Here is a 25860-nt window from a genome sequence, read left to right on the forward strand (position 1 = left end):
GCCTTTCTGACGGGGAACCGGATGGCTCAGTCCGTATCCGGGAAGGTTTTGTTATTGCGGTAGCGGGGTTTTCCCACGGTTTTCTTTCCGTACTCAATCGCCCCGGCTGGACAGAGGTTCAGGCAGGCGGTGCAGTGGGTGCACGCCCCGTTCCAGGTGGGACGGCCATCCCGAAGCACAATGTTTTTGAGCGGGCACACGCGCGCGCACAGACCGCAGGAAACGCAGGCGGAGCTGACGGAGAAGTTCTTGTCCTTGACATAGAAGGAATAGAACATGCTCCGCACCGGGCCGCTGCACAGCCGTCCCATCAGGCCGGCTTTTTCCTCGGGGAGCAGCTCGCCGCGCGCGATGACGGCCGCCGTCCGCTCCAGAAGCGGCACCGCCTTTTGCAGGCTCTCGTGAATTTCCTCCTGCGTGGGGGACGGGAACAGCATCAGGTAATTGTCCGGCATCGGCACGGCGGCTGTCCCGCGGTATTCCAGCCCGCAGCGCGCGCAGAGCTTTTGGATCTGCGCCGGGGCCGCGCCGATCTGCGCGCCGCACGTCAGCACAAAATACGCCGCGCGGTTCCCGGAAAATTTCGCTTTGCCGATCCAGTCCTCGACGATGCGCGGCATTCCCCAGGAATAGGTGGGGCAGACAAACACCAGCGGCTTTTCAGACTCCACCCGAGCCGCGCCGCCCTCCCGCAGAAGCGGGAGCAGATCGACACACATATCCCCGGTGGCGGCGCGGATCGCCTGGGCGGCATAGCGGCTGTTCCCTGTGGCGGAAAACCAGTAAATCAAACGGCATCCTCCTTCTTTTCATACTTTCTGCGCCAGCGTCCCATGCGGTAGGCTCCCAGCGTGATCAGCGCGCCGAGCACCCAGGACGCGAGCAGCGAGATAAACACAGACTCCGGACGGCCCACCGGATACTCGGGGCTGCGCGTCAGGAACGCGAGGCCATAGGCGATCGGAACGCGCAGCACTACGGTGGTGATGATGGAAATCCACATCGGCGTCATCGTGTCGCCCGCGCCGCGCATCACGCCGGACAGGCTCTGCGTCACGGCCATCGCGATATACCCGGCGGCAAGAATGCTCATCATGTGATAGCTCAGCTCCACAAGCGAAGCCGTGCTGGTGAAAATCGACATCAGCGACCGGCCGAACAGCAGGATGCACAGCGTCAGAGCCACAGCGCACGCAAGCGCCATGAGCGTCCCCTGCTTTGCCCCGGCGCGCACGCGCTCCGGCTTTCCCGCGCCGACGTTCTGACCTGTGAAGGTTGTCATCGCCTGGCCGAAGGTGAAATTCGGCATCATGGCGAAGCCGTCCACGCGCATGACAATCACGTTGCACGCGATCACCGCTTCGCCGAAGCTGTTTGTGAGCGACTGCACCACAAGCATTGCCATGGAGAAAATCGCCTGCGTCACGCCGGAAGGCACACCGAGACGGATGATTTTCCCCACATACTGCCGCACCGGCCGCAGATGCGCCGCGCGCAGCGTGAACACGTCATGCATGCGGAACAGCTTGAGACAGCACAGCACGGCGGAGATCGCCTGGGCGATGACGGTGGCGAGGGCCACACCCGCCACGCCCATGTGAAGCCCGGCCACAAACCAGAGATCCAGCCCAATGTTCAGCACCGTGGCCACAATCAGAAACACGAGCGCCGAGAGCGAATCCCCCAGCCCGCGCAGCACGCCGGACAGGATGTTGTACGCCGCAAAGCCGACGATCCCCAGGAAAAAGATATTGAGGTAATCGGTGCACCAGTCCAGAATGGATGCGGGCGTGTTGAGCATTACCAGCAGCGGGCGCGTCACGAGCAGCCCCACCACCATGATGATCACGGATGCCAGCAGCGTCAGCGTCATGCAGTTGCCGATGACGTTCGCCAGGTGGTCCCGCTCCTTCGCCCCGAAATACTGTGAGACCAAAATTCCCGCGCCCGTCGCAATGCCGACGAACAGCGCCAGCAGCAGGTTCAGGATCGGGGACGCGCTGCCGACAGCGGCAAGGGCGTTGTCCCCCACATAGATGCCCACGATGACCGAGTCCGCCGTGTTGTACATCTGCTGGGCCAGGTTGCCGATCAGCATCGGCAGGGAAAATTCCAGGATCCGTTTCCAGGGCGCGCCCAGAGACATATCCTGCGCGGAAAACAGGCGTTTGAGCCTTCCTCCGCTTGCAGCCGCATTCATGTTTTCTTCCTCCTCCATACAATCGGGATTGCCGCACCGCCCCTGCGGCGGCGCGGAATACCCTCAGTATACCGGATTCCGGTGCGGGGCGCAACCGCCCCCACCGCAAATTCGTGAAAACGACGAAACCTGCCAAACACCGAAAACGATTTCGGTTCGTAAAATTTGAAAATTTTGAAATCCAAAAGGAAAGGAACGATCTCTATTATGAAACTTCAGGAATCCACCAACGCCGCGAGAAAATTCTGCCTCTGCTCCAGTGAGGCCATCAAGCTGATCACCACGCAGGAGGGCTATTTCCCGGACTTCGGGCATCATCAGGACCACGAGATGGGCGGAGTCTGGATGCACCCGATCAAGCTGTTCGACGGCTTCTGGCTGCGCTTTCGCGACCATGGCGCCGATCACCCGGACACCTGGGTGGCGGCGGACACCTGCCGCGTCGCTCCCTGGGGCCTGGAGCAGTCCGGCGGCGGCTACGGCAGCACGCTCGGCAGCACGCCTGTGCGCATTGTCCGCACCCTGCTGGCGCCGGAGGAGGCGCACGGCGTGATCGTCACCTACCGTCTGCAAAACCCGGAGAAAGCACGCACGGTCAGCCTGGAATTCCTGGCCCGCACCGACCTGCACCCGGTCTGGTACTCCGACACCGCCGGCTGGCAGGACGGGGAGGATCACGGCGAATGGCTTGAGGACGCGGGCGTTTTCCTCGCAAAGGATGAAAAGAACGAGTGGTATGCCTCGCTCGGCGCAAGCCGCAGGCCGGACCGCACCGCGATCGGGCAGCAGTTTGGCCCGGAAATCACGGAAGGACGCGGCGTGAGCGTAAGCCTGTTTTACGACTCCCTCTCCCTGCCCGCGGACGGCGAGCTGGAGCTGCGCTTCTTCCTCGCGGGATCGTTTGAGTCAAAGGAGGACTGCCTGGCCCAGCACGCCCGCCTCTCCGGCAGCGAGGATTTTCTGGCTTCCAAGCAGGCCCGGTATGACGCGCTCGCCGCGCGCTGCCGCCTGACGGGGATCGATCCGCGCACCGCTGAAATCTGCGAATGGATCCGCGTGCACTCTGACTGGCTTACGGTGGACGCGGGCCGCTTCGGACGCGGGCTGACAGCGGGCGCGCCGGAATACCTGTGGTGGTTCGGCTGCGACAGCTGCTACGCCGTGCAGGGCCTTCTGGCCACGGGCGAGGCGCAGCTGGCCCGCGACACCCTGCTGCTCCTTCTGCGCTATTCGGAGCAGTGCAACGGCGACGGCCGCATTGCCCACGAGATTGTCACAAGCGGCATATGCGCCAACCCCGGCAACACGCAGGAGACGGCCCACTTCCTCACGGCGATCTGGCTCTACTGTGAGTGGACGGGCGATTTCTCCATCCTGAACGAAGCCTTCCCGTATCTGGAAAAGAGCGTCAACTGGCTGCGGAAGCAGGATGACGACGGCGACCTCTTCCCCAGCGGCTACGGCATCATGGAAATCCCCGGGCTCAACTCCGAGCTGATCGACACCGCCGTTTACGCCTGCACAGCCTATGATGCGTTTTCCAAAATGTGCCGCCGTCTCGGGCGCGCGGATCAGGCAAAGGAGTACGCCGATCTCTCGGCCCGCGTGCGGGAAGCTGTGAACACGGAGCTCTGGGACGAGCGCGCCGGGCTGTACTGCGATGCTTACACCAGCCTGCCGGAGGTGGAAAGCAAGCTTTCCCAGATCCTCGGCAAGTCCAGCGGCGAGGAGGGCGAACGCCTGCGCCGGTACGCCCATGAGCTGATCGAGGAAAAGCGCGCCCTCGGCGAGCGTGAAAGCGGCTGGCTGCTCAACCGCAACTGGGTGATCTGCCTGCCCATGGAGATGGGGCTTGCTCCGGAAGAAAAGGCACAGCGCGCACTGAAAACGATGGACAGCCCGCAGGTTGTCGGACCGTTCGGCGCATATCTCGACGCCCTCTCCCACAACCGGATGATGACCATCTCCACCGGAGCGCTGGCTGTCTCCCAGGCACGCTACGGCCATCCGGACCGCGCCCTCGATTTGCTGCGCCGCATGTTCTCCACCTTCGGCATGGCGGGCCCGGGCAACCTTTCGGAGATGTCCCCGGACTACGGCTGCTTTGTGCAGGCATGGACGGTGTACGCCGCCTTCGTGCCGATCGTACGCTATTTCTTCGGCATCCAGCCGGACGCAAACGAGGGCCGGCTTGTGATCGCCCCCTGCCCGCCCGCCGGCTGGGAAAATGCCGCGCTGGAGAACGTGCCTGTCCTTGGCGCAAGCGTGAGCGTACGCTTTGAAAAGAAGGAAGAGGGACTGCTGTGCACCGTGGAGGGCAACCTGCAGGCCCCGGTCGTTTTCCGCATTCCGGCCGGTGTACGCGCCGCTGTCAACGGCGAGGAGCTTCCCGTCTCCGGTGCGGATCGGGATATCCCCGCCCCGTCCCTGCCTGCCCGTCTGACGCTGCTTCGCTGAGCGCCGGAAGGAAACATTTTCCATATATTGTTTATTTAAAATAAACAGAAAGCAATATCGTAGAAATATCACTTTCGAATAAATTCGACACCTCCTCTCTGCTATACTGAAATGGAATTCTTCCTGCCCTGTTTCTGTGTATTTTGTAACAAATCAACCAATACAAGTTGGCTAAAAGCGGAAAATCTTTAAGAAAATGACGGAAAAACTTGATATTTCTCACCTTTGTGATATGATTATGGTAAAGAAATTTGCATAGAGGAGGATGGTTCCATGCAGAAGGAAGTCAACTCCAAAAACAGCGTTCCGCTTTATCTGTTCCATCAAGGCACCAACAGCAAAGCCTATGAATATATGGGGCTGCGGAAAGCGGGGGATCCCGAAAATCCGGGCATGACCTGCCGTGTCTGGGCGCCCAACGCCCAGGCTGTTTCGCTGGTGGGAGACTTCAACAACTGGGATGACGAGAAGCATCCCCTCGAAAAGATCAGCGAAAACGGCGTGTGGGAGGCAATTCTGCCCTTTGAGCTGGATCAATATTCCGTGTACAAGTTCTGCATTGTAAAGCAGGACGGTACCAAAGTGCTCAAGAGCGATCCCTATGCCTACCACTTCGAGACACGGCCGAACAATTCCTCGATCTACTGCGACATTGAGGGCTTTGCCTGGGAGGACGACGCCTGGTTCCGCCACAAGGCGGCCAAGCCGCACTACAGCCGTCCCGTCAACATCTACGAGGTGCACGCGGGTTCCTGGCGCCGGTACGCGGACGGCAACGTCTTTTCCTATGACAAGCTGGCGGACGAGCTCATTCCGTACCTGCTGGACATGGGCTACACGCACGTCGAGCTGATGCCGCTGACGGAATACCCCTTCGACGGATCGTGGGGCTACCAGGTGACGGGCTATTTTGCCCCCACCTCGCGCTATGGCTCCCCGAAAGATTTCATGAGCTTTGTCAACAAATTCCACAAGGCGGGCCTGGGCGTCATCATGGACTGGGTTCCCGCGCACTTCCCCAAGGACGAGGCTGGTCTGGCGCGCTTTGACGGCACGCCGTGCTATGAGTACGCCGATCCCCGAAAGGGCGAGCACAAGGACTGGGGGACGCTCGTGTTTGACTACGGGCGGTGCGAGGTCGTCAGCTTCCTCATCTCCAGCGCCGTGTTCTGGCTGGAGAAATATCACATCGACGGCATCCGCGTGGACGCGGTGGCCTCGATGCTCTATCTCGACTACAGCCGCCGCGACGGCGAATGGCTGCCGAACAAGGACGGCGGCAAGGAAAACCTGGAAGCCGTCGCCTTTTTGCAGAGGCTCAACGAATCCGTATTCTCCCTCTTCCCGGAGGTCATGATGATCGCGGAGGAATCCACCTCCTGGCCGATGGTGAGCAAGCCCACGGACTGCGGCGGACTGGGCTTCAATTACAAGTGGAACATGGGCTGGATGAACGACATGCTCCACTATATGTCCCTGGACCCCATCTACCGCAAATTCAACCACGACAACATCACGTTTTCGTTCTTCTATGCCTTCTCCGAGAACTACATCCTGCCGATCTCGCACGACGAGGTGGTGCACGGCAAGTGCTCGCTGATGAATAAAATGCCCGGCGACAATGATCAGAAATTCGCCGGGGTGCGCGCTTTCCTCTCCTATATGATGGCGCACCCGGGCAAAAAGCTCCTGTTCATGGGCAGCGAATTCGGCCAGTTCATTGAGTGGAATTATGAGAAGGAGCTCGACTGGCTGCTGCTGCAATACCCGCAGCACCGCAAGCAGCAATCCTTCTTCCGCGATCTGAACCATTTCTATCTCGACACCCCCGCTCTCTGGGAGGTGGATTTCTCGTGGGAGGGCTTCAGCTGGATTTCCAACGACGACTACACCCAGAGCGTCATTGCCTTCCGCCGCATCGACAAAAACGGCGGGGAGCTTGTCGTCGTGTGCAACTTTGTCCCGGTGGAGCGCAAGGGCTACCGGATCGGCGCGCCCACGCCCGGCATCTATGAGGAAGTTTTCTCCTCCGACCGTGCCGCGTACGGCGGCTCCGGCATCACAAACGGCGATACCATCAAGACCACCGCCGTGCCGATGCATGGCTGCGAGGAATCCATGGAGCTGGATCTGCCGCCGATGTCTGTTTTGTACCTGCGGTGCAGAAGGAAGAAGCCCCAGCGCAGGAAGATTTCCGCCGCGCAGGCTCAGCCCGCCCCCAAGCAGGCCAGACCCGCCAAAGAAGCGAAGCCCGCCAAAGAGAAGGGACCCGCCCGGCAGACAAAAGCTGCCGCAAAGGAGGCAAAGCCCGCCGGGGAATCCACAGCAAAGAAACCCGCGCGCGGCCGCAAAAAAAAGACGGACGACGCATAAAAGCGGCGCTTTCCATCACTGGTAAGATCATTTGATCTTTTCATATTCTATCAAGGAGGGGATTTTCCATGTTGCCAAAGCAGGAAGTTGTGGCAATGCTGCTGGCCGGTGGACAGGGCAGCAGACTTGGAGTACTGACAAAAAATCTGGCGAAACCCGCGGTCCCGTATGGAGGAAAATACCGCATCATCGATTTCCCCCTTTCGAACTGTGTCAATTCCGGCATTGAGACCGTCGGCGTGCTCACGCAGTATCAGCCGCTCGAGCTCAACGAGTACATCGGAAGCGGGCAGCCGTGGGATCTCGACAGCATGTACGGCGGCGTTCATGTCCTGCCCCCGTATCAGCGCGGCAAGAAATCCGACTGGTACAAGGGAACGGCCAACGCCATTTATCAGAACATCAATTTCATCGATCGCTACCAGCCCGACTATGTTGTGGTGCTCTCCGGCGACCATATCTACAAGATGGATTACTCCAGGATGGTGGCCTACCACAAGGAAAAGGAGGCCGACTGCACCATCGCCGTGATCGATGTGCCGCTTTCGGAGGCTTCCCGCTTCGGTATCCTGAACACCAGAGAGGACAACTCCATCTACGAGTTCGACGAGAAGCCGAAGGTGCCCAAGAGCACAAAGGCCTCCATGGGCATCTATGTGTTCACCTGGAGCAAGCTGCGCAAGTACCTGATCGAGGATGAGGCGGATCCGAAATCCTCGAACGACTTCGGCAAAAACGTGCTTCCGAACATGCTCAACGCGGGCGAGCGCATGTTTGCCTATGAGTTCCAGGGCTACTGGAAGGACGTGGGAACCATCGAGAGCCTGTGGGAATCCAACATGGATCTGCTTGACCCGAACGGCTCCCTGGATCTGAGCGAGGAAAGCTGGAAAATCTATTCGAGAAACCCCGTCATGCCGCCGCAGTATGTGGCCAAGGATGCTGTCGTGCAGAATTCGCTCGTGGCGGAAGGCTGCAACGTGTACGGCGAGATTGATTTCGCCGTGCTGTTCGCGGGTGCGTACATCGCTCCGGGCGCCGTCGTGAAGGATTCCATCATCATGCCCGGCAGCCGCGTGGAGGAAGGCGCTGTCGTCCAGTACGCCATCATCTCCGAGAACACCGTGATCGGCAAGGGCGCGCATGTCGGCGCCCGCCCCGAAGACATTGACAACAAGGAAGAGTGGGGCGTCGCCGTCGTCGGTGCGGACTGCACCATCGCTCCCGGCGCGGTCGTGCCGCCCAAGGCCATGATCGAAGAGGGAACCACTTATGAGGAGGGAACAAAATAATGCGTGCCAATAATATGCTGGGAGTTTTGTTCTCCAATGTACATGATGAAAACATCCGGGAGCTGACGGAAAAGCGCGCCATGGGCAGCGTGCCCTTCGGCGGCCGCTACCGCCTGATCGACTTCCCGCTCTCCAATATGGTGAATTCCGGCATCAACAAGGTTGGCGTCATCACCAAGAACAACTATCAGTCCCTGATGGACCATCTCGGCTCCGGCAAGGCATGGGATCTCTCCCGCAAGAGAGAGGGCCTGTTTATCCTGCCGCCTTTCGGCGACGCGAGCGCGATCCCGAACAGCCGCGTGGAATATCTGGCCTCCATCACCCGCTTCCTGCACAACTCCCGCGAGGAATACGTCGCCCTCTCGGACTGTGATATGCTCTGCAACATTGACTACAGTGACGTGCTGGCCTTCCATCTGCGCCAGGAAGCCGACATCACGCTGGTGTACCGCTTCGGCAAAATCCCGGTGGGCAGCAGCGATCCGATGGTCTATACGCTTGCACCGGACGGCCGTATCCTCGACATGCTCATCTCCCCCGCCATTGACGGCGAGTGCAATCACGGCATAAGCATCCTCATCATGAAGCGCGAGCTTCTGATCAGCATGATCAGCGACTGCGTGAGCCGCAACATGTTCAACTTCAAGCGCGATTTCCTGCAGAGGAACGTGAAGAACTACCGCATCTACGGCTATGAGTTTGAGGGCACGGTGCAGACCATCTGCTCCATGAACTCTTACTTCGAGGCCAACATGACGCTGATGCAGCCGAAGGTGCGCGCGGAGCTCTTCAACCCGAACCGCCCGATTTACACGAAGGTGCGTGACGACATGCCCGCCCGCTACGGCCTGGGCGCCAACGTGGCAAACAGCATCATCGCGGACGGCTGCGTGATCGAGGGCACGGTGGAAAACTGTGTGCTCTTCCGCGGCGTGCGGGTGGAAAAAGGTGCAAGACTGGAAAACTGCGTGATCATGCAGGACAGCGTGATCGGCCAGAACTGCCGCATGAACTATGTGGTGGTGGATAAAGATGTGGAAATCAAAGAAGAGCGCTCGCTGATGGGTTTCCAGTCCTATCCGGTATACATCAGCAAGGGCGCGATCGTCTGACCGCCCGCGTCCCAGCCGGGCGAACACCGCGCGGCAAACGAGAGGAGAAGCACTTATGAAGGTTTTATACTGCACCAGTGAAGCAAGACCCTTCGCCGCAACGGGCGGTCTGGCGGATGTGGCGGGTTCCCTGCCGCAGGCGCTGCGCGCCCGTCTCATCGGCTGCCGCGTGGTCATGCCGCTCTACGAGGAAATCCCGCAGTCCCTGCGCGACAACATGAAATTCATCACCAGCCTTTCTGTTCCGGTGGCATGGCGCCGGCAGTACTGCGGCGTGTTTGAAGCGCGCTCGGGCGGGGTGATCTATTACCTCATCGACAACCAGTATTATTTCAAGCGCAAAGGCCTTTACGGCCACTACGACGACGCGGAGCGCTTTGCGTTCCTCAGCCGTGCCGCGCTGGAAATGCTGCCCTATATCGACTTCCGCCCGGATGTGATCCACTGCAACGACTGGCAGACGGCTCTCGTCCCGGTGTATTACAGCATCTTCTACGCCAATAACGAGTGGTATCGCGGCATCAAGACGGTGTTCACGATCCACAACATCCAGTACCAGGGCAAGTACGGCAAGGAGCTGCTGGAGGACGTGCTCGGCATTCCCGGATCGGCTCTGCCCCTTCTGGAATACGACAACTGCGTCAACATGATGAAGGGCGCAATCGAGACGGCCAACCGTGTCACCACCGTCAGCCCGACGTATGCGCAGGAAATCCTCGATCCGTGGTTCTCCCACAAGATGGACACCATCCTGCGGGAGCGCTCCTGGAAGCTCAGCGGCATTCTCAACGGCATCGACACGGAAAGCTACAACCCTGAGACGGACAAGGATATCTACGCGAACTACTCCGTGCAGGATATGTCCGGCAAGGCCGTGAACAAGCTCGAGCTCCAGAAACGCCTGAACCTTGCGGAAACGCCCGACGTGCCGCTCATCGGCATGGTGACCCGCATGGTAGCGCACAAGGGACTCGATCTCGTGAAGGAGACACTGGATCAGCTGATGTGGGAATCGAACATCCAGTTCGTTATCCTCGGCTCGGGCGACTACGAATATGAGACGTTCTTCCGCGAGATGCAGAACAAATACCCCGGCCGGCTCTGTGCCTGCTTCGGCTTCGTGCCGGAGCTGTCCCGCAAGATTTACGCGGGCGCCGATATCTTCCTCATGCCCAGCAAGAGCGAACCCTGCGGCCTTTCGCAGATGATCGCCCTGCGGTACGGCACCATTCCGGTGGTGCGCGCCACCGGCGGCCTGAAGGATTCCATCCAGGACAGCGGCGACGGCGAGGGCAACGGCTTCACCTTCCAGAGCTACAACGGCGGCGACATGCTCTATGCCATCCACCGTGCGCTGGAGGGCTACGCGCAGGCCGACGGATGGAAGATCCTCGTTGACCGGGCTATGAAGAGCGACAACTCCTGGGGCCGTTCCGCGAACGACTACATCCGGATGTACCGCGACATGCTCAAGGAGTAAGCCTTACCAATCAAACACACAAAGCAGAGCCCCCGCAGGGAATTTCCCTGCGGGGGCTCTTTCACTATGCTGGATCCGCTGCTATGTTCGCACCGAAAATTGACAAACCGCCCTCCTTATGGTAGTCTAACAATAGGTCCCCGGCCCGGCCGCAAGGCCATGCGCGGGGCAGCACGGAAGGAGGATCCCCCATGAAAAAGCTGTCCAATCAAATTATGCTGATCACCTACAGCGATTCCATCGGAAAGAATATCTCGGAGCTTCAGGAGCTCCTTACCAAATATGTAGGAAATGCCATCGGCGGCATCCATCTGCTGCCGTTCTTCCCTTCATCCGGCGATCGCGGCTTCGCTCCCATGACCTATCACGAGGTGGATCCGGCCTTTGGTACCTGGAAGGATGTGGAGGGCCTTGCCGACCGGTATTACCTGATGACGGACTATATGATCAACCACATTTCCGCTCAGAGCAGCTACTTCCGTGATTTCCTTGCCCGCAAAGACGAGTCCCCCTGGCACGATCTATTCATCCGCTACAAGGATTTCTGGGAGGGCGGCGAGCCGACCGAGGAGCAGGTGGACGCGATCTATAAGCGCAAGCCCCGCGCCCCGTATGTGGAAGCCCACTTTGCGGACGGCACATCCGAAAAGGTGTGGTGCACCTTCGGCGAGGAGCAGATCGACATCAACTGCCCCTCTGAGACGGGCAAGCAGTTCCTGCGGGACAACCTTGCCGAGCTGACAAAGCACGGCGTTTCCGTCATCCGTCTGGACGCCTTCGCCTACGCGACAAAGCGCGCCGGCACCTCCTGCTTCTTCCTGGAGCCGGAGGTCTGGGGCCTGCTTGACGAGGTCATGGATATCCTGCGCCCCTCCGGCGCGACGATCCTGCCGGAGATCCACGAGCATTATTCCATGCCCCTCAAGCTCGCGGAAAAAGGCTACTGGGTCTATGACTTCCAGCTTCCCATGCTGCTGATCAACGCGCTTTACTATGGACAGTCCCAGTATCTCAAGCACTGGCTTACCATCTGCCCGAGAAAGCAGTTCACCACACTCGACACGCACGACGGCATCGGCGTGGTGGACGTGCGCGGCCTGCTCCCGGACGAGGAGATCGACCGCACCAAGGAGGACATCTTCCAGTTCGGCGCGAACGTGAAAAAGGTCTACAACACCGCCCTGTACAACAATCTGGATATCTACCAGGTCAACTGCACCTACTATTCCGCGCTGGGTGACGATGACAACGCCTATCTGGCCGCCCGTGCCGTGCAGTTTTTCGCTCCCGGCATCCCGCAGGTGTACTATGTGGGCATGTTCGCGGGCCGCAACGACATCGAGCTGCTCGAGAGCACCAAGGAGGGCCGCAACATCAACCGCCACTACTACACCGCCGAAGAGGTCGCCGCCGAGGTGGAGCGCCCTGTGGTGAAGAAGCTGCTGGATATGATGAAATTCCGCAACGAGTGCCCGGCCTTTGACGGCTCCTTTGAGCTGCTGCCCTGCGCGGACGACTCGCTGCACATCCGCCGTCAGAACGGCAATGCCGTCGCGGAGCTCAAGGTGAACTTCAAGACGAAGTCTTATGAGATTTTCGCCGGTGAAAACGGCGATTTAAAGCTGGTGGACGCCGGTCTGTAAGAGAGAACCTTCCGCGCCCGCTCTTTCGGGATTTACCCCGACAAGAGCGGGCGCGTTTTTGTCTGTGGCGAGAAATCTAAAATTTCCTTAAAAAAACCGGGATCGGTTTGACAAGCGATCCGCCCTCCTTTACAATAAAGGTAAGACAAAACGAGGGAGGGACGCGATTTGAAACGATTGGCCGCTTTGGCGGCGCTGCGCCTCTCCCTGTATCTCAAGGGGCGCGTGGACAGCGCTTTTTTCGCGCGCTACAGCCGCCTGATTTCCCCGGATGTGACGCGGGAGGAGATTGACTCCTGCCCGCAGGAGCCGGAGGAGCTGTTTTCCGACGATCCTCCCCTTGCATCCCGCTGGCGCAGGCTGTTTGACCTGTGCGGCGGCAATCCCATCGCGCTCACGGCGATCCAGCTTGCGCTGCTCATTGAGATGGACGAGCGCGCGCTGTCTCTTCTGCGGGAAGCCTTCGGACAGCCGCAGGGCGCGCTGACGATCGAGATTGCCGCGCGCGTTGCCTGCCCGGGCATGGAGAGCATTGAGGATCTCCCCGCGGTGCGCCGCGCGTTTGACTGTGTGGAGCTGCTCTTGCAGGCGCAGCCGGACGCGTCCGGCTTTCTGCGATCCCCGTTTGCTCCGGATGGGCGGCTTGCCGCTTGGCTCTCCGGCGACGATCGGCCGGACTACGCCCTGCGCCACCTCTGCACGCTCTTTTCCCCCCGGACGGAACCCGCCCCCGCCTTCTGCCGCCTGCGCGAGGATGCGGAGAGGGCGGCGGATCTGCTCTCCCGCACAGATGGCCTTTCCCTTCTGCATATTTCCGGCGAACCGACAAGCGGACGGCGCTTCCTGGTGCGGGAAACGGCCCGCCTGCTCGATCGCGAGGTGCTCTTTGTGCCCTATGGGGAAATCAGCGAGCACAACCGCCTTCTGGCGGCCCCCTGGCGGCGCATTCTGCGCGAGCTGCTTCTCTCGGACCGTCTGCTGTGCCTGTGCGGCATGGAGCAGGAGGCTGAGGATCGCTCCGGCGTATTACCCGCGCAGCTTCGGATCCTGGAACGCGACCTGCGCCCCTTCGGCCGCCCCGCTTTCCTGACCACGGGGGAAACCGTGCGTGTGATCCCCTTTGTCTCCTGCTTCGTGCATGCCGTCCCGATCCGTGCCTGCTCCATGCGGGACAGCGAAGCCCTCTGGCAGGCGCTCGCGCGGGAGCGCCTGGGAACGGACGAGGGCCTGCCAGCGCGTGAGCTGGCCGGGAAAATGACGCTCACCGCCGGGCAGATCGACCGCATTCTCTCCCTGCTCGCGCGGACGCATCCCGATGGGCCGTGGGACGCGAAGGAGATCTTCCGCCTGTGCTACCAGGTGCTGGACGATGGGCGTTATCAGAACATCCGCTTTGTGGAGAAAACCTTCTCCTGGGACGATTTGCAGCTGGAACCGTACCAGAAGGAAACGCTTCAGGCTATCTGCGCGCAGGTCGAGCACCAGGGACAGGTGCTCGACGACTGGGGACTGCGGGCGAAATACCCGTACGGGCGATGCGTGTCCGCCCTTTTCTCCGGCCCGCCCGGCACGGGAAAGACGATGGCCGCGCAGGTACTGGCCGCCGCTCTTGGACTGGAACTCTATAAGATCGACCTGAGCCAGGTTGTGGACAAATATATCGGCGAAACGGAAAAACGGCTGCGCGAGGTGTTCGACCGCGCCGAAAAGAGCAATATGATTTTGTTTTTCGACGAGGCGGACGCGCTGCTCGGCAAGCGCAGCGAGGTGAAGGACGCGAAGGACAAATACGCCAACACCGAGGTCGCGTACCTGCTCCAACGCATGGAGGAGTATTCCGGCATCGTGCTCATGGCGACAAACCTTGCCGCAAACATTGACAGCGCGTTTGTGCGCCGCTTCCGCTACCACGTTTCCTTCACTCTCCCGGGCAAGGAGCTGCGCCTGCGGCTGTGGCGCTCCGTTCTGCCCGCGTCCGTCCCGCAGAAGGGAATCGACTTCTCCTATCTGGCGGAGCGGTTTGAGCTTCCCGGCTCCCAGATCAAGAACATTGCCCTGAACGCCTGCTACCGGGCCGCGGCAGACGGCGGCGCGCTCACCATGCGCCACCTCGTCGAAGCCGTTTTCCTCGAGCGGCAGAAGGAGGGCAAGGTCATGCTGGCCGGGGAATTCGGGGAATACGGGAACCTGCTGTACGATCTGCTCGAACGCAGGCAGCCCGACACGGAAACCTGATCTCCATCCATTTTTTCAGACAAACGGCCGGAAATGCGGCAGACGGCAAAGCCCGTTCCGCCCTTCCGGATTCCGATAGAACAGGAGGCAAAACGATGAGCAAAAAGCTGCTTCAAAATCTCGGCGCGGAACGCGAAGCAAACGAGGTTGCGTCCCGCTTCATGGACAGCACCGACGTTGTGGGCGATATGTCGCGCGCGTTCGGGCATGATTTTTCCCAGGTCAACATCCACACCGACGAATCCGCCGCCCAGCGTGTGGAGGGGACGGGAGCCGACGCTTTCGCCCAGGGCAATGATATTTTCTTCGGCCGGGGCGTATTCCAGAAGGACGATCCCGCCAGCCGCGGCCTTTTGGCACACGAGCTGACCCACACCATGCAGCAGTCCGGCGGGGAGGGCGTGCATGAGAGTGCGCCGCAGGGCGAAATGCAGGGAGGCCTGATCGACTGGTTCCGCAAAAAATTCGGCAAAAAGAAGCAGCCGATGAACATTTCCGCCCCTCTCTCCGTGCAGGCGGACACCTCGCCGGAGGCCGTCGCTTATCAGAAGGCCATGCGCGGCGCGACAATGGACGCGTCCAGCATCCCAAACCGTCTGGAGCAGGCGCAGCCGGGCCAGCTGGGCGGTGCAGATGCGTTCCAGAATCTTCAGGATGTGTTCGCGGCCAATGACACCATCGCCGCCTCCAACCGATCACTGGCTTTGACGGGCAAAAAGAGCGACGCTTTGGTCAATTTGAAATTTCGCACTTCTGAAACCCAAGAAGCAAAGGCAAACAAAGCGTATCAGGGAGATCTCCTTTCCGGCTTTTTCAGCAATGTTCCACAGTATTTTCATAATCTGGAAAACGGCGGAATGGATCTGCGATACGCCATGAATGGCACCCAAAAAGAGATGATTGCGGGTTCTCCCGGCGCTTTCAATTACGGGGGAAAGATCGATCAGATCCAGGACGATCTGTTTACCATGCTGGCTCCGTATTTGACGAGCGATCAGGGGATTGAATATTTTCAGAACATGACGAATCTGATTCAGGGCGCGGATGTATTTGGAGGAGACCAATCTGCCGCGCTGGATTATATGATGAAAACCGTCCTCACGACAGCCGGCAGCTCCTTTACCCGGATCGGGGCACAGAAAGATACCTACGAGCATGGCGCAGAGGCAGCCAAAGCAGCCCAGGAGGCCATGCGTACGCTGCTCTTCCTGCCGAGTCTCTCGGCGCAGAGCACGGATTACAAGCAGGCGCTGACGCCGCAGATGCGTGCTCTTGTCGAAAAATATGAAGCGCTGATACAGGAAATCCAACAGAAAATGGCGCAGAGAGCATAATGTTTTCTTTTTATAGCAAAACGGAGCCCACCGGTTTTCCCCGGTGGGCTCCGTTTTTACACTTTTTCCAGTACGTCAAACACGGCTTCCCGCAGCGCGAGCAGATACGATGCGAAAGCGGGATACTGCGTATAGCTCATGGACTCCATTCCGGCGTTTTCCAGAACCAGACGCTCCACCGCCTCGCGTCCCGCTTGCGCTTCCAGCGTCTGCAAGGCGCGCAGGTCCGTCAGACCCTCGCTCTGCACCTCCGCACGCAGAGAGGTCAGCGGCTCGCCGCCCGGGCCGGGATAGACCAGGAAAGCATCCCCGGAGGGGAACGCGTAATCGCAGTGCGTGACGGCGAAGGGATCCGTCAGTTTACGGGAGAACTGCGTGTAGTAGAAATTATACCCCCATTGCAGGAAGCCCTTCACACCGGTGAGGTACATCAGCACGCCCATGATGCGGTTGCGCGCGCTTGGCATGGCAAAGAAGCGGTTCGGCACCAGCTTCCCCTGTGAGCAGCAATAGTACACCCACACATCCTTCACGCCCGCGTCCAGGAACGGCTGGATGTGGTCGCTCGCGCAGACCGGCTGCTCCACCACACCGCGCCGGTAAAATTCCAGGCTGCTGAGCGCGTCGATCATCTGACAGCCGTCCAGCAGTCCCTCCGTCTGGCGTTTTGCGGCCAGGTAACCCTCCAGATCGGCTTCTCCCGGCTCGTCCGAGATGTGGAAGAACACATGCTCTCTGTCGTAGCCAAGGCGCTCCAGCTCCGCGCGGAGAGCGGGCAGGAAAGCTTCCAGGAAGGCGCGGTAGCGCGGATCGGTCGCGGGCACGTCCCAGCCGAAGATACGCTTTTCCTCACCGTCGACAGTGGCCACAATCTTCGGCGTGGCCTTCGCGCCCCACTGGGTGAACAGGTGCGCGATTTCCAGCGAATGAATCCCGCTGCCCCGGCAGATGCCTGCCCAGCGCGCAAGATCCGTGAAATCAAAGGAATACTTTCCGCCGTCCAGCCGGATTTTCACCAGCTGCATCGTGGGACGTTCACCGCCCACCAGCGTATCGAGCGGCGGGGTGAACACCGGCGTCAGCAGAAGGTTGATCCCGTGGCGCTCCCCGGCCTGCCGGATAAAGCTTTCCAGGATGTTCCAGTGCGCCTCGCTCAGCGGCTCCACACCGTAATACGAAGCAAGGCAATCGCCGTGGAACCACTCCGTGTGCAGCAGCTTCTGCGGCGCAAGGCGTGCTTTTCCGACACGCAGACAGAAATGCAGGCAGGCTTCGTCGTGAAACGCGCTGTTTTGCGGGTCGGGTGTGACATGGATTTTCACCTCATAGCTGCCCGGCAGCGCATCCTGCGGCACGGGAAGGGAAATCCACACGCTGCGGTACTGGCGCGGCACAGGCCGCAAAACATTCCCTTCCAGCGGACGCAGCAGATCCGGGAACAGGCCCGGATCGCGCGTGAGGTAATTCGGATCGCCCTCCGAGGACTCCCAGCACGGGAAATCCGAGGGCACCAGCTCCACGCGGTACAGCTCCGGCTCCCCCGGCGCGCCCTCCACCGAGACGGTAAAGCGCTGCATCAGGGATCCACCATCCCCGCCCTCACTCCGGTACACGAGCTGCACAGCCGCCCGTGTGCCGCGCCATGCAGAGAGCGTCCCGGCAAACGGCTCCGGGCGTTTCCCGGGAAATACCTTTTCCAACGAGGACGCAAGGAAAAATTCGACTCCTGGCATACAAAACTCCTCCTGTCCCACCGCATACAGCGGCGGCAAACTATGCCTGCTTTCGCGCAGGCGTTACCCCTTGATTCCCGAGAGCGCAATCCCCTCCACAAACTGCTTTTGCAGGAAGATATACAGGATAAACGGAGGCAGAAACGCGATCATCGATCCGGCCATCACAAGCCCGTAGTTCGTGGAATAGTTCCCCTTGAGCGCCGAGATCGCCAGTGTCAGCGTGTGCATATTCTGGTTGGTGCAGATCACAAGCGGCCACAGAAAATCGTTCCAGCTTGTGATGAAGGTAAACACCGTCAGAGAGATAATCACGGGACGGATCAGGGGGATTACCACGGAACGGAACACACGAATCTCCCCGCATCCATCGATGCGCGCGGCTTCAATCAGCTCGTCGGGAACGTTCTCCATAAACTGGCGCATCAGAAACACACCGAATGCGTTGAGAATCGGCAGCATCAGGGCAATGTGCGTATTGATCAGGTTCAGACTGCGGATAATGATGAAAACGGGAATCAGCGTAACCTGGCTGGGAACTACCAGCGTGGCCAGATACACCGCGAACACCTTGTCTCTTCCCGGCCAGCGCTTCTTCGTGAAGCCATACGCCGCCATCGAGCAGATCAGAATATTCAGGATGCAGGATCCGCCCGTGACAATCAGACTGTTCGCAAAATTACGTGCAATATTCAGGTTGCGAAAGACCGAGATATAGTTTCTCAGATCAAAGCTTTCCCCCGCAAAATTCAGATTCAGCGTCGTTTTCTGCGTCAGGGAAACCGCCGCCATGAAAAGGAAGGGCGTCAGCGCCGACAGGGCAAAGATCAGCAGGAAGAACCCTGCCAAAACGGACACCGCTCTGCGTTTTCTGGTCATCTGTTTATTTCGCCCCTTTCTTCGACTCCTGCAAAAACAGCTTTTGCAGGGCGTTGATCAGAAGGACGAACACAAACATCAGCATGGCCACACTGCTGGCATACCCCATATTGTACTCTTTAAACGCGGCGTTGTAAATGGTCAGCACCAGCGTCTGCGTGGAGGTACCGGGGCCGCCGCCCGTCATGTTGTACACAAGATCAAACACCTGGAACGACCAGATCGTTCCCAGCGTTACCACCAGATACGTCACACTTTTGAGACCCGGCAGCGTGATGAACCAGAACCGCTGAACCGCGTTCGCCCCATCCACCTCCGCCGCCTCATAATGGCTGCGCGGAATATCCATGATCCCCGCATAGTAGATCACGAGAAAATACCCGACGTTTTTCCACACACTGACCAGGCAGATGGAGAACATCGCCGTCTGTTTTCCGCCGATCCAGTTGACGGGCGGGATTCCGAACACGCCAAGCATCTCATTGATCAGGCCGCGCGGGTTCAGCAGGAACGACCACAGCGTTCCCACCAGAATCGCGGAAGCGATCACCGGCACAAAGAGCGAGCTTTTAACGAAACCGCCGAACCGCCCGCGGAACAGCTCCGCCAGCACCGCCGCAATGATCAGCGAAAGGATGGTCTGCACCGGGACTGTCCCAAGCGTAAAGACGACGGTATTGATGAGGGACGCCTTGACATAGGGGTCCGACACCATTCTTACATAGTTGTCCAATCCAACCCACTGCGGCGCCTGCATCATGTTATACTTTGTAAAACTGAAATAGGCGCTCATGAGGATCGGCACAACAGAGAAAACCAGAATCAGGATCAGGCTCGGGAGAATATATAGGATCCCCTGCACTGCTTCCTTTTTGCGGTTGAGCATTCCTTTTCCTCCTCCCTTGCTTGAAAGCCCGCACAGGCAGGCGACCATGCGCCTGCCTGCACCGGTTTACGCTTGATTCAGCTCGTTTGATCAGCTCACATTCCCCGCATAATCCACCGTCTGCTGGATAGCCTGCTCGGGAGTCAGATCGCCGAGCATCATCAGCTGCAGGTTCTTATAAAGGGAATCCATCACCTTGTAGGAATTCGGGGCGACGGGCAAAGTGTGAAGGGTCTCCTCGTTCTCATAGATGGAAGCAAAGCGCTCGTTATCCAGGTATTTTTCGCTCTTGTTGATCGGCGGGAACGCGGAAAGCTCGGAATGGAACTTCTCCATGATCGCCGGGCTGGTGATATGCTTCATCAGCTCCGCCGCCATCTCCTTGTTGTTTCCGGCCGCGTTCATGATCAGGGCGTCGGACGCGATCCACGTTGCCTGCTGCTCGCCCTTCAGGCTCGCGACATAATCCCAGTTGAGCCCGTTTTCCGTGTACAGGGCGGCCTGGTTGGTCGCTCCCATCGCCACCGCAACCTTACCCGCCGCAAACTGGTCGCGCACGTCGTTTCCCGTCATGGCCATGGATTCGTCCGGCAGCACGCCGTAAGTATAGCGCATGTCGTAGACATACTGGGCTGCTTTCACCGCGCCGTCATTCTGCATCAGCGCAACTTCGCCGTTTTCGTCAAAGATATCGCCGCCCGCCTGCCACAGATATGGGTAATAGATACTGTTCAGCGCGCCGATTGCGGTATCGGCCCACTCCTGCGCAAAGGGGATAACGCCTTCTATGTTGGCATCCTTCACTTTGACGCAGACCTCGGTCAGATCCTCCCACGTCTCCGGCAGCTCCGTCACGCCGGCCTGCTCCAGGATATCCATATTGAAGAACAGGACGCGGGCATTGCCGACGATAAATGGGAGCGCATACTGTCCGCCCTTGATGTAGCCCAGATCATAATAGATATAATCCGCTGTATCCTCCTCGGTAAAATACGGGCTCAGTTCCTCGAGCGTACCCATGTCAATGAAATCGTTAAACATTTCATTGTACATATAACCGACATCCGGCCCCTGCCCGGAGGAGAAGGCTGTCAGGTATTTTTCCGCGTAATTGCCCCACGGCGTGATCTCGATACTCAGGGTAACATTGTTTTCCTCCGCCCACGGAGCCAGTGTTTCCGTCCACCACTGCTGATCGAGCGCCTCGCCGTCCGTGGCGTACGGCGGCATCCACAGCAGCAGATTGGAGGGCTCCTTTTCCTTTGTTTCCTCCGCCGCACTCTCTGTCTTGCTCTCCGCTGCGGCGGATTCCGTGCCGGTGGATTCTGTGCCGCCTGCCGTGGAGGAGGTGGTGTTTCCGGTACAGCCGCCCAAAAGACTTGCCGTCATCGCGCCAACCAAAAGGATACAAGCCAGCTTCTTCATTTTTTTCATGGTATTCTCCTCTTTTCTGTAAATGAAAGTCCGAATCATTTACCGGTTTTTGGATTTGTCTGCGATAGAACAAAGTCGTTTGCTGTTTCAGCGCGCCGCCGTGTTCTGTGTCTCTACCATACCGCCGGATCACCGTTCTGTAAATGAGCAATTTTTCTTTTTGGAGAAGAGCAACCGTCTCTTTTTTATTCATTTTGCACATCTCCCTTTGCGCGGATCCCCTGCAATTTTTTAGATTTCAGGGATCATTTTTTTCGATCAGAAGGAAAAGTGCACAAAATTACATAAAATTTTGCTTATTTCCATCATTTATGTTACAATAATATCCAACCCCGTCAAAAGGCAGTTTGAGCGGAAAAGAAAGAGGAATCCCGATGAAAAAATTGTTCCAAAGACAGATCTGGCGATGGATGCGGCCCGTGCTGGCTGTGCTGTGTCCATGCCTCCTGGTATTCGCCGGGATCTGCTTTTATATCGTCCACCAGCTTGACACCAGCTTCCAGCAAAGCAGCATTTCTTTGAACAGCCTGATCCAGGGCAGCGCGGACAAACGTCTGGAAGAAATTTACCGCTATACGCTCACGCTGGAGCTGAACAATGCCAACGCCTTTCTGCGCGGCACGCAGTCCGTCCCTCAGCCGCTGCCGTCCTCAGTCTACCGCCTGCATGATATGATGCAGGATTATGTCACCACCAATCCCATTGTGGATGCGATCTATATCTATTACCCCGATCTTGACTTTACGGTGGGAAATCTCGGCTGTTACCAGGCATCCTCTTACCGCGCCCTGCAAAACCTGCCCAGCCCCTCTGGGATGGACAGCTGGAAGCAGCAGCTTCTGGTGGGAAATTCCAGCTTCTTTCTGCTCGACAACGGCGGTCCGGAGCAAAAGCTGTGCTACGTCACCCCCAGAGTGATTGAGGGAGAATACACAGCTGTCACAGTGATCGAGCTAAACCCTGACGCCCTGCTGCAAACCTTTGCCCAGGCGCAGGAATCCTATCCAAACGCCAGCGCCCTGTGCATCCTGTTTGACGATCAAATTCTCTCTCTGGAGGGCCAGGCCGCCGGGGAAGATACCGCCGCCGCCCTGTTTGCCCGCTGGAAAGAAAATCCCCTCTCCGGGCCGGTGCGCCAGGATGGAATTGTGGGATTTTTCAGCGAATCCATGCTGCCGGATCTATACTATGCCAGCTTCTACACGGAAAACGACACCATGAAAACCGTCCGGGCCACCGCTTTCATCTGTGTGGCCGGAGCTTTTTTGAGCCTCATCATCGCCATTGCCGGATCCCTGTACATCGGCAGCCGAAGCCAGCGTCCTCTCCGGCGGCTTCTGGCAAAGCTGGGCGCTTCAGAGGACAAAGGCGATTCCTATGAGCTGCTGGACAGCAAGGTGGAGACGCTTCTGGAAACCCACTCCAAGGATCAGAAGCTTTTATCGGAGCATCAGCTTTTACTCGATGCCTCCTTTCTCCGCGCGGCTCTGCGCGGAGAACTGCGCAGCGAAAGTGCTGCTTTTGCCGCCGCAAACCGGTACGGCGTCAGCTTCGAGGGCACGGCTTATCAGGTTCTGCTCTTTTCCGGCGAGGGCGAGCTGTTCTCCGAATCGGAGCAATGGCGCAGTCCGCTCGATTCCCTTCTGCGGCGGGAACAAGCCAAGGGGCTCGCAGCCTTTTACAATGGCAGGCTGTGCGTACTCCTGAACACGGACGCGCCTCTCTCGGAAACCAGCCTGCGGGAGCTGTGCATCCGAATTCTTGACCTCCTCTGTCCGGGACGCGCAGCCGCGGCCGGGATTGGGAACGCTTATGACAGTATGGCCTCTATCGTCACCAGCTACCAGTGCGCCAGAAGGGCCCTTCTCTCCTGCGAGCCCTCGGAACAGCACCCTGTGTGCCGCTACACGCCTGACATGGCGGCCGGGCATCACGGAAACACAAAATCCATGCAGCTGTTCTCCCGGCAGATCTACCAAAAACAGTACGATCAGGCGCGGAAAACGCTCGATCAGCTCTGCGAAGAATACCTCTCCACAAGCGCCGTCCCTTCCAGCGACGTTCTGCGCCAGCAGGCCGTGAGCAGCCTTCTGATGGACGCCGCGTGCGAATCTCTCCCGGAACAGGAGACCTCCGAGCTGTGGCGGCTGCTCTCGCTGCCCTGCACACTCAGCGAATACCGGCTGCGCGTGCAGGGGATCCTGGATCACCTTGACCGCGTGCAGATGGAACTCCCCGCAGAGAGCAAACCCCTTCCCATCGCGGTGCGCGCCAAGGAAATCCTGGACGAAAACTACACCGATCCGATGATCGGCCTGTACTTTGTCAGCGAACGGCTCAACGTCAGCAACTCGTACTTATCCACCGCGTTCAAGAATATGTATCAGATCAGCGTCACGCAGTACATCAACAGCCTGCGGATCGAGCGGGCCAAATCGCTCATGGCGGAAACCTCCATGAGCGTCCGGGATGTGGCGCTGGCCGTCGGTTTTTCCAGCGACGCCAGCTTCATCCGTGTCTTTAAAAAGCAGGAAAACAAAACCCCGACCATGTTCCGCACGGATTGCAGGCACGACACATAACTCGCCTTCCAAAACAAAAATGCCCCGCGCCGGAGCCTTTAGAGGTTCCAACGCGGGGCATTTGCTGTGTGCTGTGTTTGGATTACAGAATATCAATGTGCTCGCCGTTAAGTGCCTTGTTCATGCTGCGCACGGCGCAGAACTTACCGCACATGGAGCAGGTGTCGTCATGCTCCGGGGAGCGGGACGCGCGGACGGCCTTCGCCGTCTCGGGGTCGATCGCGCAGGCCCACTGGGCTTCCCAGTCGAGGGCACGGCGGGCGTCTCCCATCCTGTCATCGATGTCGCGCGCGCCGCGCACACCCTTGGCGATATCCGCCGCGTGCGCCGCGATGCGGCTGGCGATGATGCCCTGCTTCACGTCGTCGAGGTTCGGCAGAGCCAGATGCTCCGCCGGGGTGACGTAGCACAGGAAAGCCGCGCCGTTCATGGCGGCAATGGCTCCGCCGATGGCGGCGGTGATATGATCGTAGCCCGGCGCAATATCCGTCACCAGAGGCCCGAGCACATAGAACGGAGCACCCATGCAGATCGTCTGCTGCACCTTCATGTTGGCCGCGATCTGGTCCATCGGCACATGGCCGGGACCTTCCACCATAACCTGTACGTCCTTTTCCCAGGCGCGCTTGGTCAGCTCGCCGAGACGCACCAGCTCCTCAATCTGGCACACATCCGTTGCGTCCGCCAGACAGCCGGGGCGGCACGCGTCGCCGAGGGAGATCGTCACATCGTACTCCCGGCAAATGTCGAGGATCTCATCGTAATACTCATAGAAGGGGTTCTCCTGGCCGGTCATGCACATCCACGCAAAGACGAGGGAACCGCCGCGCGAGACAATGTTCATCTTCCGCCTGTGCTTGCGGATCTGCTCGATGGTCTTGCGCGTAATGCCGCAGTGCAGCGTCACAAAATCCACGCCGTCCTGCGCGTGCAGGCGCACCACATCGATGAAATCCTTCGCGGACAGGGTGTCGAGATCCCGCTGGTAGTGGATCACACTGTCGTAAACCGGCACGGTGCCGATCATCGCCGGGCACTCGGACGTGAGCTTGCGGCGGAAGGGCTGGGTGTTGCCGTGGCTGGAGAGATCCATGATGGCCTCCGCGCCCATCTCGACAGCGGAAAGCACCTTCTTCATCTCGATGTCGTAATCCTTGCAGTCGCGGGACACACCCAGGTTGACGTTGATCTTCGTGCGGAGCATCGAGCCGATTCCCTCCGGGGACAGGCTCTTGTGCAGCTTGTTCGCGGGGATAACCACCTTGCCGCTGGCCACGAGAGGCAGCAGCTCGTCCACGCGCATGTGCTCCTTCTCGGCCACCTTTTCCAGCTCGGGGGTGACAATGCCGCGGCGCGCGGCGTCCATCTGTGTTGTGTAAGTCCGTTCCATATTTTCCGTCTCCTTTCAGCGGCTTTCGCCGGTTTCCTGCATGCCTGCCATATGATTCAGCGGCCCGGAGCCGTGCCCGAGATCGAGCATGGCCGCCAGTGCCTGCGAAAGGTACGCTTTCGCCCGCTCAATCGACGTTTTGAGATCGCAGCCCTTCGCGAGGTTCGACGCAATAGCGCTCGAGAGCGTGCAGCCCGTCCCATGGGTGTTCGGGTTGTCAATGCGCTTTCCCTCGAACCAGGTAAACGTGCCGTTCTCATAAAGCAGATCGCTCGCGTCGCTGACGCTGTGGCCGCCCTTGCACAGAACGGCACAGCCGCTCTCTAGCCCGATGTACTCCGCCGCCTTCTCCATGTCGGAGCGGGAGCGGATCGTCATACCGGAAAACGCTTCGGCCTCCGGGATGTTCGGGGTGACAACCTGTGCCAGGGGAAACAGCAGCTCACGGATCAGCGCGGCCGCGCCCTCCGCCGCCAAAGCGGAACCGCTTGTGGCTACCAGAACCGGATCGACGACGATGTGTTCGGCCCCATATTGCCGAAGCTTCTGCGCAATCATGCGCACCAGCTCCGGGGACGAAACCATGCCGATCTTCACGGCGTCCGGACGGATGTCCTCAAACACCGCGTCAAGCTGCTGGCCGAGAAACTCGGGCGTCGACTCGAGAACCGCGCGCACGCCTGTTGTGTTCTGCGCCGTGAGGGCTGTCACCGCCGTCATGGCAAACACACCGTGCATCGTCATCGTCTTGATATCCGCCTGGATCCCGGCGCCTCCGCTGGAATCGCTCCCAGCGATGGATAATGCTGTTTTCATTCGGAAGTTCT

17 protein-coding genes are annotated in these 25860 nt (G+C 59.2%); 9 read left to right on the plus strand and 8 right to left on the minus strand.

The features are described from left to right. Positions 1 to 26: 26 nt before the first annotated feature. Together B5F35_RS07665 and B5F35_RS07670 are read right to left on the minus strand one after the other, a co-directional pair. Positions 27 to 791, minus strand: coding sequence for an EFR1 family ferrodoxin (locus tag B5F35_RS07665; protein ID WP_087239667.1), 765 nt, complete (start codon positions 789 to 791; stop codon positions 27 to 29). After that, the gene (locus B5F35_RS07670) at positions 788 to 2200 is read right to left on the minus strand and encodes an MATE family efflux transporter (RefSeq protein WP_087239669.1); all 1413 of its coding nucleotides are present in this window, start codon (positions 2198 to 2200) and stop codon (positions 788 to 790) included. Before B5F35_RS07670 ends, B5F35_RS07665 begins: the two co-directional genes overlap by 4 nt. Positions 2201 to 2407: 207 nt before the next feature. Between B5F35_RS07670 and B5F35_RS07675 the strand changes: the two genes are divergently transcribed. The 8 genes from B5F35_RS07675 (at position 2408) to B5F35_RS07710 (ending at position 16129) form a co-directional block, all read left to right on the plus strand. Next, a complete protein-coding gene (locus B5F35_RS07675; protein ID WP_087239671.1) occupies positions 2408 to 4657 on the plus strand; it encodes a glucosylglycerate hydrolase family protein in 2250 nt (749 codons plus the stop codon). Positions 4658 to 4930: 273 nt separating this feature from the next. Beyond that, the gene (gene glgB, locus B5F35_RS07680) at positions 4931 to 7030 is read left to right on the plus strand and encodes a 1,4-alpha-glucan branching protein GlgB (protein ID WP_087239673.1); all 2100 of its coding nucleotides are present in this window, start codon (positions 4931 to 4933) and stop codon (positions 7028 to 7030) included. Positions 7031 to 7098: 68 nt separating this feature from the next. Next, complete coding sequence (locus B5F35_RS07685; RefSeq protein WP_087239675.1) at positions 7099 to 8322, plus strand: glucose-1-phosphate adenylyltransferase; 1224 nt, start codon at positions 7099 to 7101, stop codon at positions 8320 to 8322. Next, on the plus strand, positions 8322 to 9437 hold the full coding sequence (gene glgD, locus B5F35_RS07690) for a glucose-1-phosphate adenylyltransferase subunit GlgD (RefSeq protein ID WP_087239677.1): 1116 nt from the start codon (positions 8322 to 8324) through the stop codon (positions 9435 to 9437). The genes B5F35_RS07685 and glgD overlap by 1 nt, the downstream gene beginning before the upstream one ends. Before the next feature lie 55 nt (positions 9438 to 9492). Then, positions 9493 to 10917, plus strand: coding sequence for a glycogen synthase GlgA (glgA, locus tag B5F35_RS07695; protein ID WP_087239679.1), 1425 nt, complete (start codon positions 9493 to 9495; stop codon positions 10915 to 10917). 191 nt (positions 10918 to 11108) lie between these two features. After that, a complete protein-coding gene (gene gtfA, locus B5F35_RS07700) occupies positions 11109 to 12560 on the plus strand; it encodes a sucrose phosphorylase (RefSeq protein ID WP_087239681.1) in 1452 nt (483 codons plus the stop codon). A gap of 168 nt (positions 12561 to 12728) precedes the next feature. Further along, positions 12729 to 14795: an ATP-binding protein gene (locus B5F35_RS19185; RefSeq protein WP_140401176.1), complete on the plus strand. Its 2067-nt coding sequence runs from the start codon at positions 12729 to 12731 to the stop codon at positions 14793 to 14795. A 95-nt stretch (positions 14796 to 14890) separates the two neighbouring features. Continuing rightward, entirely contained in the window at positions 14891 to 16129 is a 1239-nt protein-coding gene (locus B5F35_RS07710; protein WP_087239685.1) for an eCIS core domain-containing protein, read from the plus strand. A 56-nt stretch (positions 16130 to 16185) separates the two neighbouring features. Here the strand turns inward: B5F35_RS07710 and B5F35_RS07715 are convergent, their stop codons facing one another. From B5F35_RS07715 to B5F35_RS07730, 4 genes are all read right to left on the minus strand, one after another. Beyond that, positions 16186 to 17862, minus strand: a complete 1677-nt coding sequence (locus B5F35_RS07715) for a DUF4091 domain-containing protein (RefSeq protein ID WP_087239687.1) — start codon at positions 17860 to 17862, stop codon at positions 16186 to 16188. 63 nt (positions 17863 to 17925) lie between these two features. Beyond that, positions 17926 to 18741, minus strand: a complete 816-nt coding sequence (locus tag B5F35_RS07720) for a carbohydrate ABC transporter permease (protein WP_087239689.1) — start codon at positions 18739 to 18741, stop codon at positions 17926 to 17928. A 4-nt stretch (positions 18742 to 18745) separates the two neighbouring features. Then, the gene (locus B5F35_RS07725) at positions 18746 to 19627 is read right to left on the minus strand and encodes a carbohydrate ABC transporter permease (protein WP_087239691.1); all 882 of its coding nucleotides are present in this window, start codon (positions 19625 to 19627) and stop codon (positions 18746 to 18748) included. A 90-nt stretch (positions 19628 to 19717) separates the two neighbouring features. Continuing rightward, positions 19718 to 21061, minus strand: coding sequence for an ABC transporter substrate-binding protein (locus B5F35_RS07730; RefSeq protein WP_242969435.1), 1344 nt, complete (start codon positions 21059 to 21061; stop codon positions 19718 to 19720). 374 nt (positions 21062 to 21435) lie between these two features. Here B5F35_RS07730 and B5F35_RS07735 point away from each other — a divergent pair, with 374 nt between their 5' ends. Further along, positions 21436 to 23643 (plus strand): helix-turn-helix domain-containing protein, encoded by a 2208-nt coding sequence (locus B5F35_RS07735; RefSeq protein WP_087239693.1) that lies wholly within the window; start codon positions 21436 to 21438, stop codon positions 23641 to 23643. Between the two features lie 82 nt (positions 23644 to 23725). Here B5F35_RS07735 and thiC read toward each other — a convergent pair whose 3' ends face one another. Further along, complete coding sequence (gene thiC, locus B5F35_RS07740) at positions 23726 to 25033, minus strand: phosphomethylpyrimidine synthase ThiC (protein ID WP_087239695.1); 1308 nt, start codon at positions 25031 to 25033, stop codon at positions 23726 to 23728. Between the two features lie 15 nt (positions 25034 to 25048). Then, positions 25049 to 25849, minus strand: a complete 801-nt coding sequence (gene thiD / locus B5F35_RS07745) for a bifunctional hydroxymethylpyrimidine kinase/phosphomethylpyrimidine kinase (RefSeq protein ID WP_087239697.1) — start codon at positions 25847 to 25849, stop codon at positions 25049 to 25051. Between the last annotated feature and the right edge of the window lie 11 nt (positions 25850 to 25860).

This window comes from Anaeromassilibacillus sp. An200 (assembly GCF_002160025.1).
Classification (GTDB): Bacteria; Bacillota; Clostridia; order Oscillospirales; family Acutalibacteraceae; genus Caccousia; species Caccousia stercoris.

What these genes read in the sequence shown, in the direction of transcription:
- B5F35_RS07670 (WP_087239669.1), bottom strand. Translation starts at nt 2,200, where the DNA reads ATGAATGCGGCTGCAAGCGGAGGAAGGCTCAAACGCCTGTTTTCCGCG.
- B5F35_RS07675 (WP_087239671.1), top strand. Translation starts at nt 2,408, where the DNA reads ATGAAACTTCAGGAATCCACCAACGCCGCGAGAAAATTCTGCCTCTGC.
- glgB (WP_087239673.1), top strand. Translation starts at nt 4,931, where the DNA reads ATGCAGAAGGAAGTCAACTCCAAAAACAGCGTTCCGCTTTATCTGTTC.
- B5F35_RS07685 (WP_087239675.1), top strand. Translation starts at nt 7,099, where the DNA reads ATGTTGCCAAAGCAGGAAGTTGTGGCAATGCTGCTGGCCGGTGGACAG.
- glgD (WP_087239677.1), top strand. Translation starts at nt 8,322, where the DNA reads ATGCGTGCCAATAATATGCTGGGAGTTTTGTTCTCCAATGTACATGAT.
- glgA (WP_087239679.1), top strand. Translation starts at nt 9,493, where the DNA reads ATGAAGGTTTTATACTGCACCAGTGAAGCAAGACCCTTCGCCGCAACG.
- gtfA (WP_087239681.1), top strand. Translation starts at nt 11,109, where the DNA reads ATGAAAAAGCTGTCCAATCAAATTATGCTGATCACCTACAGCGATTCC.
- B5F35_RS07710 (WP_087239685.1), top strand. Translation starts at nt 14,891, where the DNA reads ATGAGCAAAAAGCTGCTTCAAAATCTCGGCGCGGAACGCGAAGCAAAC.
- B5F35_RS07715 (WP_087239687.1), bottom strand. Translation starts at nt 17,862, where the DNA reads ATGCCAGGAGTCGAATTTTTCCTTGCGTCCTCGTTGGAAAAGGTATTT.
- B5F35_RS07720 (WP_087239689.1), bottom strand. Translation starts at nt 18,741, where the DNA reads ATGACCAGAAAACGCAGAGCGGTGTCCGTTTTGGCAGGGTTCTTCCTG.
- B5F35_RS07725 (WP_087239691.1), bottom strand. Translation starts at nt 19,627, where the DNA reads ATGCTCAACCGCAAAAAGGAAGCAGTGCAGGGGATCCTATATATTCTC.
- B5F35_RS07730 (WP_242969435.1), bottom strand. Translation starts at nt 21,061, where the DNA reads ATGAAAAAAATGAAGAAGCTGGCTTGTATCCTTTTGGTTGGCGCGATG.
- B5F35_RS07735 (WP_087239693.1), top strand. Translation starts at nt 21,436, where the DNA reads ATGAAAAAATTGTTCCAAAGACAGATCTGGCGATGGATGCGGCCCGTG.
- thiC (WP_087239695.1), bottom strand. Translation starts at nt 25,033, where the DNA reads ATGGAACGGACTTACACAACACAGATGGACGCCGCGCGCCGCGGCATT.
- thiD (WP_087239697.1), bottom strand. Translation starts at nt 25,849, where the DNA reads ATGAAAACAGCATTATCCATCGCTGGGAGCGATTCCAGCGGAGGCGCC.